We start from the raw sequence: 11,591 nt of genomic DNA, 5'->3' as shown, positions 1-11,591 counted from the left end.
TCAGCCTCCGTACTTCTGCACGTAGTCGGACAGTTCGTCGACGTGTTCCAGTGCGGCCCAGGCGCGTCGCAGCCCGGCACGTCCGAGGAGGTCGATGACGGGCAGGTCCCAGTGGGTGTCTTCGATCTTGGGCGGGAAGTAGCCGGCCCCAATCGACTTGTGCACGAGCGTCATGTCGTCGATGAGGGTGGCGACGACGTCGTCGGTGACGGGGTAACCGACCGAGGCGAACTTGCCTTTGCTGGTGATGAACCAGTACCGGGCTTCGACGTCGGCGCCGAAGGTGCGGGCGAACAGGCCGTAGACGGGGAGCTGGAATTGCAAACCCGAGTTGGTGGGTGTGCTTTCGGCGAGGTCCTTGTATTTGTCGGCCTTGCCGGTCTTGTAGTCGGTGACGCGGATGCGTCCACCGTGGTGGCGATCGATGCGGTCGATCTGCCCGCGGAACCAAATCTTGTGCTCGCCCAGCGCCAGTGACACCTCGTGACTGCCGTGCGCGTCGAGACCGAAGTCCGCCTCTGCGTGCGTCGGCTGCCAGCCGTCGGCGGCGTCGGCGTGGTCGTGGGTGAACCATTCGTCCAGGTCGCGCATGATGGTGCCGCGGTCCTTGGCCCACAGCTGTTCGAGCCAGCCCGGACTGTTGGCCTGCGCCTCGTCGAGAACTTCTGCGGCGACGATCCGTAGGCGGGCGAGGTCGAGCTCTGCGCCATCCATCGTCGCGCGGACGTACCGCTCGAGGATGGTGTGGATCAGGGTCCCCCGCGTCAACGCGTCGATCTGGGCGATCTCATCGGGGTCGTCGAGGGCACGCAGCCGCAGGATGTGTTCGAGGAAGTACTGATAGGGGCTCTGCACCCACAGTTCGAGGCCGGTCGGCGACACCGGCTGATCGAAGGTGGTGATGAGTTCGCTGACCGACGACAGGTTGCCGTTGAACCGGGTGAAGCGGCCGTTGAGGCGGTCGCTGCGCATGTGCATGCCACGGTTGATGATCGGATCGTCGAGCGCGCCGCGACGACTGTCTGCTGGGACGGCGGCGAGTTCGCGGAGACGCCACTCGGTGGCGGAGGCGGCGGAGGCGCCGATGCGCTCGTCGGCGCGCTGGGCGGCGACGTCGAAGGAGTCGACTGCGACGATCTGCGGTGAATTCTCCGTCGCGCGTTGCCAGTTGACGACGTCGACGTCGCGGCCGGCGAGGTCGGCCAGCGCCGGCAGCAGCCAGCGGGACGGTACCTTCTCGGCGCCGCCGCGCAGGTTGCCGCGCGGGAAGGTGACGACCCGTTCGGCGCGCCCGGCACTCACGGCACCGGCGAAGGCGAGGCGTTGACGCTCCATGTGATCGCGGGCGGTGATGCCGATCAGTTCCGGCGGGAGAAGCGGGTCGTCGCGGCGGGGTGTGGGCACGATGCCCTCCGCAGCACCGACGACGACGCAGACGTCGAGGTCGCGACCGACCCCCGATGCGATCGGCGCGACCGTCACGCCAGCACCCGACGTCCCGTGCATGCCTCGGTGCGCGTTCAGCCGAATCGAGACCGCGTCGAACACCCGAGCCGCGGTGGGTTGCGGTGCGATGCCGTCCATCAGAGCGATTCCCGCGCAGTCGGCACGGATCGCGGCGAGGTCTGCGGCCGCGGTGTCGCGTTTCGGCGTGCGAAAGTAGGTGTCAAGTAGGGCGTTCAGATGTTCGGCGACGGTGGCCCAGTCCGGCGCGTCGACGAGAGCGCGAAGGTCGGCCTGCAGCCGACGGACGTAGGAGTGGACGGCCGCGGCCCTGGCGTGATGTTTCTCGTGCGCGCCGACGCGGGTGAGGCGCTCCCAGTCGGCGCCGCCGACGATGGGTTCGTCGCTGCGCGTGAGTCGTTCGAGTTGGGGCTGTGAGATCGGCGTGTCGTCGAGTTCGGGGCGACGGAGGGCGCCTTCGGCGAGGAGGGTGAACAGTTCCCGCCGGGGCATCGTGTCGTGGTCGAGTGCCAGCAATCCGAGTAGTGCGCGACCGGTGGGACGGTCGACGAGGGTGTGGCATTCGGGTCCGGTGAACGCGATGTGGCCGGCGGTGAGGTGCTCGTGGAGCAGCGGAAGGTAGGGGTCGTCGGTGCCGTAGAAGATGCCGATACGGTGGCCGGGAACCCCGCCGGCGAGGTGTTTGCGGACCAGTCGGACGACGGCGCGGATCTCGTCGTCGGCGTCGGAGGTGTGGATGACCTGGGTGGGTGAGACGCGGATGTTTGCCTCGATGGTCTCGCCTCGGCGCTGGAGCTCACTGAGAAGGGCTTGCTCGGCGGGCGTGTGAGCGGCCGGGTGATGGACGATCACCGACCCGAGATCGTCGAGCCGTTCGGCGGCAGCCGAATACGCCTCGTGCTGAAGGTAATACGCGCTGGTCAATCCCGCTGTGGTGGCGCGATGGATGCGCAGCAGGTCGGCGACGAGGGGCGTCGGCGACGGCATCGCCGGCTCGGCGATCCCGGTGAGCTCCCAGGCGGCGCTCGCGAGAGCCTGTGACGTGATCGGCTCGTCGGCAACCTCGGCGAAGACGCCCGGCGCGTCGGCAAGAACTTTCTGGACCGCCGCCTCCAGGAGCGGATACGGCAACGGTTGGCGAGGCGCGAGCGCGGGTGCGGCGAGCTTGTCCACCACCTGCGCCAGCGTAAGGACGCTGGTGTTGGCCACCCCCTGCGTCCGCGCCAGGTGATGCAGGACGTCCCGGCCGGAGCCGTGGCTCGGCACGACGACGGTGACCTGGGTCAGCGGTGAGCCGGACTTGGCGCGGGACACCGCCTCCGCCAACTGGTCCATCACGGTGGGCATGGGGTCATCATGCCTGGTGGGTGTGACATCGTGACCGAACCTGCGGAATCACCGCCGGCGGCCGCCAAGCGCACGAAGAGCGATCAGAGGTTACTTCCCTCCTGTACCGCTGTATCCAAGTCTTGGACGATCCGTCGCAGACTCTCGTCGAGCGCCACCTGCTCACCCGACTCAGCGTCGATCAATGCCCTTACGTCTTCGACGAACGGGGCCCACGCATCGAGTGCCTGGCGCGTACATTCACTCACCGCTTCCGTCAGGCTGGAGGCAGCTGCACCCTGGCCACCCGACATGGCGGCATTCCGGTCATCCACGATCTTCGCTATGTACAGTGCGACGGGAAAGGCCGCTTCCGCGATGGCAACACCTTGCGCAATGTGGTTGGAACCCTTTGCAGAAGAGGCTTTCTCTTGGACACCCTGCGTCGCCTTCAGCAAGGCGATCAACATCGGCCCCAGGTCTTCTACGTGACGCGAGTATCCACTGTTCGGATCGACGGTCGGCGCCGAGTCGATCGAAGCGACAAGCGAGGCAAAGCCATCCCACGAAGGCATGGCACGATCCCGATCGCCCGCCTTGCCGATCGACTGTTTCAGTCTCTGGAGTCGTGCTTCATGCTTCGTGAACCAACGATCAAGGGCGATCTCGATCTCGCGCAGTAGATCTTCAGACGAACGGTCCTGCGCTGTCCGTGACCGATGAAAGACCTCCTCTACGAGCCCATTAAGGTCCGCGCGCGCTGCTCGGTCCAGGACTTCGAGCTCACTCAACCAACCGTTGCGTCGTGCCACGCCATGCGACGCGACCTCGGCACTGGCCGTGAACTCGGCCAGCCGACCGTGCAACTCCCAAAGAACCTCAGAGACAACCGCTTTCCAGTACCGCTGACCTGCTGCGCGTCGGAGCTCCGGTAGCGACGCCGCCGGGATCTGCTCGAGCGCGTTAGCCAGTTCGCGCATACCATCCCAGTCTCGATAGGCATCCCATTCCTCGCGACCCACGTCGAGGTCGGGACCCGCTGTCTGGAAAGGGTCTTGGGCCACGACGTACACACGCTCACGATCCACCTGATCGAACACGTCGAGAAGTTCACGCACCTTGCGATCACCGAGCTCACGGTACCCATCGACGTCGTACTCAGGATTCGCGCCAGCCTCGTCGAAACGCGAGATGACGAACCACAGAGCACCCTTTGGCCATCCGGCGGAAGCGACCTCCCGAAGGACATCGCGCTCAGCGGTGGCCAGTTGCGGTGTCAGAACTGCAACCCCGATGTCGGTCAATCCCACTGCTGCCAGCGCACGTTCGGAGTTGTTCTGGGCGCGAATATCAGACGCACCGACCACGAATCCCGGCGTGTCTCGTGCGATACAACCGCCGAGTTCCACGTTGTTCACTTCGAAAGTCTCGTGGCGCGCGCTAATCGTCAGCCATTCGGGAACTTGGGCTCCCGCATCGATGAGCAGACGACGCAGGAGCGAACTCTTACCCGTGTCATACGCGCCGAAGAGAGTCACCACCGGACGATCCAGTCGCTCGAACGCGGTCCACTCTGTCTCATACCGCTCGGCCAGCGAGCCACCGGGGATGTGCTCTAGCCACTTTCGCACTGCGGTGATGTCGATCTGGTTCACGCACGCCTACTTTCTGTGCCGGTCAGTTCTTCCGCGGAGTCCAGTAACGCCTCCACTCTGCGCGCTCGGGCGGACGCAGAACCCACAAGGTTCTGAAACACCCTGGTGCGCTGGAGATGCTCGTCAAGTAGCGCGTCGAGCTCTGCCATTCGCTCAACAAGGAATCGGACGGGACCGGGTTCCTCGTCACCGTCCACGATGCCGGCCACTAGTTCTTCAGCGCGCTTGTCGATCATCTCTATGGCAAGCGCCAGCTGATTCTGGTGTTCGTTAGACTTGCGCGCATCATTCGCCATCGCCGTGGCATCGGCCGCGGCGGCAACGACCGCTAGGACAGCACCGGCCCTCGCCACCTTTACTCCGCCCTTCACCGCGCCCCAGGGTTTGAACTTGTGGCCGAGTTGCTTACCGATCTGGTAGACCGCGTCGCGGCTACCAAAGGCTTTCACCAGGGGCGCGAGGTTCCCGGCCGTCTCGCCCACACCCTCGGCCATGTCGTCGAGCCAGTCGCGGTCGGCGGTCTGGAAGCCGACGCCGTCACCGGTCATCACCTCGAACTGGGCTGAACGACTCTCGCGTCCGATGGCCGACTCGTGCTCACCGCGCCATTCGTCGATTGTCTTCGCCGCCTCATCAAGGTACCGCTCCAACTCCGTTTCGACTTGTGGCTCCCGCCACCAACTTTCGACGAGGTCCTTCAGTTTGGCGTTACCCTTTCGGTCGATCCCGTGGACTCTTGACTTCGCGTCCGATGCAAGACGCTGGACGATCCTGTGAGCTCGCTCGCGGAGAGAATCCGAAATGATCGATGCATCCGTATGGGCTGCCCGCACAGCACCCAACAGTGGTTCGAGTCGATGAATGTCAGCGTTGGCTTTGTCCCGCTGACGATGAAGATCACGCATCTGGCGCTTCAGCGCCGTAACAGCGGTGTCGAAAGCAGCGGCCACTTTGGCCGAAGACACGACGTCTTCAGGCAGCTCCGCGATGGCCTCGATCAATGCACCGACACCGTCCCAAGCTCTGTTCCCGTCGAAATCATGCTTGTCGAGTTCGTGGTCTCCGCCCGCAAGTCCGTACGGATCTCCAGACAGGACATGTATCCGGTCGGCCCCGACGTCGATGGAGCGCCGTGCGAGAGCCGCGCACAGCTCCTCGCGTTTCCGCTGCGCTAGGTTGAGAAAGGTGTCGGGCGTCGTCAGCGGGTCCGCGCCCAGCTCGTCACACCGGTTGATAAGAAACACCATTCGCCCGCCTTTGGCAGCGTGTTCAGACGAACCACGCGCAAGTTGCTCCAAGAGCTCGGTGTCGCCGACGAGGAGATTGATGTGGACGACAACGAAGACGAGCGCCGACTCGACAGCCGACTGGACCGCGTGCTGCGCATGCGCGGGATCTCCGCCCTGCAGTCCAGGTGTGTCGACGAGGTCGAATCGGGGCAGTTCGTATCGGTCGGGCGCTTCGGTTGCGGGGACCGCGCGGATGTCGATCGATTCGATCGCACGCACGTCGTTCTCGAGAAGTATACGGCGGATCAATGACGACTTACCTGAATTGTAGTCACCGAAGACAGACAAGACAGGTTTCGCGCGCACCACACCCGAAAACGACTGTGTCACTTCAAGAAGCCCAGAGTCTCTCAGCGCCTCCGCTTCGACCTCATCCCGCCAGGCTCTGATGCTCTCGATCGGCGGTGTCGCCCACGTTTCAATGATCGCGTCGCACAACCTGCGTTTGTCTGATCCGTTCCGCTCCGCATACAGGACGCGAGTGCCGGGGTCCACTTGAAGGACTTGTCCTGAGGAATCAACGCTGTCGAGCCAGTCCTCTCCCAGCAGGACTCGAGTCAGGTTGGTGCGGGTATCGGCGACCTGCTCCTGCGCGCGAAGGAGGACGTTTTTCGGCGCACGAGAAGCCCCGATCGAGTTAGCGCCGACGTTCAGCGCGTCAACCAACTTCTCGACCCGGCCGTGTGCCCTTCGGAGAAGGACTGTTTGCGTGAGCAGTTCGATGGCCGACTCCGACACGAGTACCCACGCCGCTTCACGACTCCCACGGACAACGAGATCCTCGTAGTCATCGAAGGTCTGGTCCACCGCGCGGTGGCTATTCGCGATTGCCTCGACTCGCGCTTTGCGCGCGGCCTCTTCAGACCGTTCACTCAGACGTTTACCGAAGCGCTGCTGAAGCTGACCCGCGACTCCGACGCCAGCGACAGCCACACCGGCGACCCAGCCAGCGGGATTCCAGAAGTTCGCGATCGCAACCGGCACCGCCAGCGCACCGAGACCGACGGCAATGCCCCCACCTTGAACGAACTTGCCCGCCGCCCCGCTGCCGTCCGAACCTCGGATGGCAGCGGCACGCGCGGTCGCAGAATGGTCCAGCACAGACTGCTGGCCAGTCGCCATGTCGATTTCGCGCTCGAGGAACGTCTGCCGGTCGGTCCACACTGTGTCAACGGCCGTTCGGATCGCAGATTCGTCGAACACGGCCTTCGTGAACTCTGCTTCATCGATGGTTCGATGGTCGTTGAACGCATTCTCAATCAGCTCATCTGCTGCGGTTCGCGCCTTCCGGCGACACTGCGCCAGATGAGAGCCGCTGAGGTACCGGACGTAGCGATCCAACGAGCCCTTGGCCGGGGACGTGTACGGGCGTCCCCTGGTCGCTTCCGCAGCTGCGACGAGATCCACGTCCGCGGGCTGCAGCCATTTTTGCCGTTCCTCACCCTCCGGATACCCGAGGGTCGCGAACAGGGATTCGATCTCGCGATCGAGTGCATCCGCTTGTTTCTCTATCGCTCCTGCCAGCCGGCTCAATTCTTCGGCCGACTGCTTGCAGCGCGCCCGGACATCCTCGCGGAGCGCGTTGAGACGCAGGTCCGCGGCGCCCTCTACGATCGCCGCGGTGATCAACCGTTCCAGAGTCTCGAAGTTCGACCAGCGCGTAAGCGTCTCGGTCCCGAACTCCTCTCGTTCGTGAAGGAAGTCCTCTCGGCCCGGTCCGTGAAAAGGTGTGGCTGCCCGTGCGAAGAGGGCACGCCGACTATGCACCGCGACGACGGGGGTGTCCGGCAGCCCGATGTTCGCGAGCTCGGTCCGAATGTTGTCAGCGTGCTGGCGAACCGATTCGGACAGGTTCTTCCGCCGTCTCCTCGGAACCTTGATCGTGTCTCGCCATCGCGGATTGCGAACGTTGAGCACTACCGCAACCGGCTTCCCGTAGTCGCGGACCCAGTCGGCGATCTTCGCGAACTCCATGGCTTGCTGGCTTTGGTTGTCGAAGCAAAGGAGCACAATGTCAGCGATCTCCACGGCTCTTCGTGCCCTCAGCTCGAGGTCATCACGACTCTCGGTCCTACCCCAGCCGTTGATCCCAGGAGTGTCGTAGAGCCGGCAGCCGCGCCACTCGATGTGCCGGACGTCGGTCGTCCAGTCGCTCGCTCCGGGCGATACATAACTGCCGTCAAGTTCGCCAAACGCCGACAGGAGAGTGCTCTTACCCACTCCTGTGCGGCCGAAGAACGCAATGTTGAACGTTCCGAGCGCGTCCCGTTCGCGGTCGAGGTGTTTTCGCAGCTCACGGGGTATCCCCCGAACGATGTCTTCGAGCTCTCGGATCAACGGAGGCTGCTCGCCCGCGTTATCCGCGCTTTCGTCCACGGTCTTAGCGAACGCGGCCACCAGGCGGTCTACGACGTCATCCAATAGGGACAGTTCCGCGCGACCTCGTTCAACCGCACCGCCTACGGCGTCTTGCAGGGACGTCTGTTCGGAAGTCATTCACCAACCCGTTTTCTGACTCCAAAGGCGGTTCCCCCACCCTCCGGCACTGTCGCCGACACCTCGCCCCCGCTTCCTTCCACCGAGCCCGTCACGAGCCGACCGTAATTGGTCCCACACAGAATGCACCAGAGGCCTGACAAGTAGCTCTCTGTACCGCAGGACGGCTCAAACCCGTGTTGATTTCAGCTGACCCCTACACACTTCTTCCCCCTGTCAAACACTGCTCGCAGCGGTCGATTCGTTTGCCTCGTTTGTTCACTGCGTGCCCGGATGAGGGGGCAGCTCATCGCGGCTATGTCGTCACGAGTCTCATCAACTCGGTGTAGTCGGTAACTACGTCGTAGGTGACGTCGCCACCATTCTTTTCGTTGAGAGATTTGAAGAATCTCCTCGCGCACTCAATCTTGGCGTTCTCGATACCCTTGAGCTGGAGACTCGAGAGTGAGCCCTTTGTCTCGGCGACGAAGTAGACATGTTTCACACTGCCTTCGGTGAACGCGATCGCCCAGTCGGGGTTGTAGTCACCAACCGGTGTCGGGATGAAGAAACCCCGTGGGAGTTTCGCATAGACCGCGACCTCGTTGCTGGTGTCGATCTCGTTGACGAAGTCGCGTTCGATGTTGGAGTCGGTGACGACGTAGTCGTAGATGTGCTTCCGCAGCTTGTTGCCGGCCTGTGTGAAGTCTTGCCTGGTTTGATTTTCGGTGAAGATCGCCGAGTCGAACCGGTCTTCCAGCGTGTCGTAGGTCAGGTGCTCGACGATCACAGTGGCCTTTTGCTCGTTGACAAGCCGGGCGGTTTCGGTGATGAACTGTTCCGGGTTGACTCGGAATTTCGCGAACGTCGCCGGGGTGACCCCACTCAAGATGGCAGCGACGGTACGACGGGTGAGCTTGGTCTTCTCGGTGATCTCCCCGAGCAGGTCGTACTTCACTTGGGAGCCAGCGGAGACCGTTTCGGTGTGAGTCCGTGTGCGCGTTTGGTCGAATCCGGCTGTGTTGGTGAGGTCCTCGGTGTCGAGGGTGTCCTTCTGCTGTCCTTCAATAAGGACGTACTGCATCGCGGCCACGTTGAGATGACTGTCGAGCTCTTCAATGCACTTGCGGATCAATTCCTTTGAGTCGAACTCAACTTGGTAGACAGCCTTATGGTTGATCCGACCCCAGAGCGCCTGGAACTCCTTCTTCGCAAAGTTGGCCTCATTGAGCGGGATCTTCTTCGGCTTCCGACCGTCCTCGCCGATCACCTTCACGTCGAGATATAGCGCATCCACAAGGGGCCACATCGAATCGATGACCGGCCGCAGCACCTCCGAAGTGGGGTCGGCGAGAGTGCCGGTTTCTTTGGCCTCCTTGTACGTCTCGGAGACCGTGTCATCGTCGTTGAGGTAGTCGTTCCTGATGAGGTACTTATAAAGCGCCTGCGCAAGCGCCTCCTCCACAACAGATTCGCCGCTGGGAGTCTGAATGGTCTTGCCAGTGAAGAACTTCACGCTCGCCTTACGTGGCCGCGCCGCCAACGAATCGGCGATCTCCCTCTGAAGCCCGGTCACGAAGTCGGTGTAGGACTCGTCAGTAACGACGGTCAGTTCGTTGATGTCGTGCACGACGACCAGGTTGTCCATGCGCTCGCCGTGCTGGTCGACCGCCAATCGAAGACCGCGACCGATCTCCTGCCGGCGAGACACAGTGTTGTCACTCTTCTTGAGCATCCCCATGACGAACACGTTCGGGTTGTCCCAGCCCTCGCGCAGTGCAGAGTGCGAGAAGATGAACCGCACCGGCTCCTCGAACGACAGTAGACGTTCCTTGTTCTTAAGGATCAGGTCGTAGGCGTCCGTATCCGTGGACTGCCCCTTGTCGTCGCCCCGACCGCTGACTTTGCCGTTGACCTGCCGCTTGGACTTCTTGTCGATCGAAAAGTAACCCTCGTGCACCTTCCCGACTTCGTCGCGGACCAGGTACTCCTGGTGCGCTGTGGTTGATTCGTCGAGCGCGAGTTCGCCGAGGACCTCGTCGCGGATCGTCTCGTATTCCTCCTCGAAGATGCGTGCGTAGTCGCCGAGGGTATCCTCCCGGTCGTAGTCGCGGTACTTCGCGACCTCGTCAATGAAGAACAACGAGAGCACCTTGATGCCCCGGCTGAACAACTCCCGCTCCTTGTCGAGATGAGCGCGGATGACTTCGCGAATCTGAATACGGCGCTTGGTTTCCTCGGTCACATCGCGGTCGGCGAGCTGCCCAGCGATGACCACATCACCATTGCTCAGCTCGATCACGTCACGGTTGGCGTCGATGTCGGTGATGAACAGACCCTTGTATGCCTCGATACCGTTGGAAACGTCGTGCAGGTTCGCCCCAACGTCGAGACGCGTGACTTGACGCTTTATGCCAGTCTTCGTCTGAACTTCGACCTCGACCCGGGCCCGGGGTTTGGCGCCCTTCGCGATTTCGATCGCATCGAGATACAGGTACGCGGTCGAGCCTGCGAGCCCCTTGACGGTGATGCCGCGGACGGCGATCTTCTTGACAAGCTTTTGGTTGTAGGCGTCCAGGGCATCGAGGCGATGGACTTTGGTGTGTTCGACCTTGTGGGTGGCTGAGTAGCGCAGCATCATCAGCGCGTTGAACTCGGCCAACGAAGTGAGGGACTTGTCAGCACCGATCTTCTGCGGCTCATCGATGATCACGATTGGCCGGTTGGCCCTGATCACGTCGATCGGCCGGCGAGACTGGAAATCGTCGAGCACATCGTAGATGCGGAGGTTGTCCTTGCCGGACGAGTTGAACGCCTGAATGTTGATGATCATCACCTGCACACCGGCATCAGAACTGAACCGCTCCACCTCGTGCAGCCGCGATGAGTTATAGATGAACGAGCGTGGCTTCGTTCCATAGATCTGCTGAAAGTGCTCGGCTGTCACGTCGAACGACTTCTTCACACCCTCACGAATCGCCACCGACGGTACGACGACGATGTACTTCGACCAGCCATACCGCTTGTGCAGTTCCATGATCGTCTTGATGTAGACGTATGTCTTACCAGTACCGGTCTCCATCTCAACATCGAGATTCGGTGCCCCCGGTGCTGCCTTGCTGTCCACCAACTTCGTCGACAGCGGCAAGTTTCGGGAACGCTGCACCTTGTGCACGTTCTCCAAGAGCTGGGCACCAGTCAGCGCAATATCGGCATTCCGCAAACCCGAATCGGAATAAATCGGTTCCTCACCGGATCGCCGCCGCCCTGGGTCGATTCGATATGAGACGCCGTCATGCTTGGGCTGACCGGCGAAGACCTCAACCACCGAGTCGACAGCATCGGTCTGATACTGCTGAACCTTGAACTGAAGCTTCATCGT

General features: G+C 62.4%; 4 protein-coding genes. All 4 read right to left on the bottom strand.

The genetic code is table 11. The features are described from left to right. Positions 1–2,811: a PD-(D/E)XK nuclease family protein gene (locus LQD00_RS18200; protein ID WP_232718540.1), complete on the bottom strand. Its 2,811-nt coding sequence runs from the start codon at positions 2,809–2,811 to the stop codon at positions 1–3. An 83-nt stretch (positions 2,812–2,894) separates the two neighbouring features. Beyond that, positions 2,895–4,445, bottom strand: a complete 1,551-nt coding sequence (locus tag LQD00_RS18195; protein ID WP_232718538.1) for a GTPase domain-containing protein — start codon at positions 4,443–4,445, stop codon at positions 2,895–2,897. Then, positions 4,442–8,230, bottom strand: coding sequence for a GTPase (locus tag LQD00_RS18190; protein WP_232718536.1), 3,789 nt, complete (start codon positions 8,228–8,230; stop codon positions 4,442–4,444). The genes LQD00_RS18195 and LQD00_RS18190 overlap by 4 nt, the downstream gene beginning before the upstream one ends. A gap of 295 nt (positions 8,231–8,525) precedes the next feature. Beyond that, on the bottom strand, positions 8,526–11,588 hold the full coding sequence (locus LQD00_RS18185) for a type III restriction-modification system endonuclease (protein ID WP_232718527.1): 3,063 nt from the start codon (positions 11,586–11,588) through the stop codon (positions 8,526–8,528). Between the last annotated feature and the right edge of the window lie 3 nt (positions 11,589–11,591).

The organism is Gordonia metallireducens, assembly GCF_021245825.1.
Taxonomy (GTDB): domain Bacteria; phylum Actinomycetota; class Actinomycetes; order Mycobacteriales; family Mycobacteriaceae; genus Gordonia; species Gordonia namibiensis.
This window is presented reverse-complemented; position numbering and strand designations above follow the sequence as displayed.

Excerpts from the sequence above, each read along its gene's own strand:
- LQD00_RS18200 (WP_232718540.1), bottom strand. The coding sequence starts at position 2,811 with ATGCCCACCGTGATGGACCAGTTGGCGGAGGCGGTGTCCCGCGCCAAG.
- LQD00_RS18190 (WP_232718536.1), bottom strand. The coding sequence starts at position 8,230 with ATGACTTCCGAACAGACGTCCCTGCAAGACGCCGTAGGCGGTGCGGTT.
- LQD00_RS18185 (WP_232718527.1), bottom strand. The coding sequence starts at position 11,588 with ATGAAGCTTCAGTTCAAGGTTCAGCAGTATCAGACCGATGCTGTCGAC.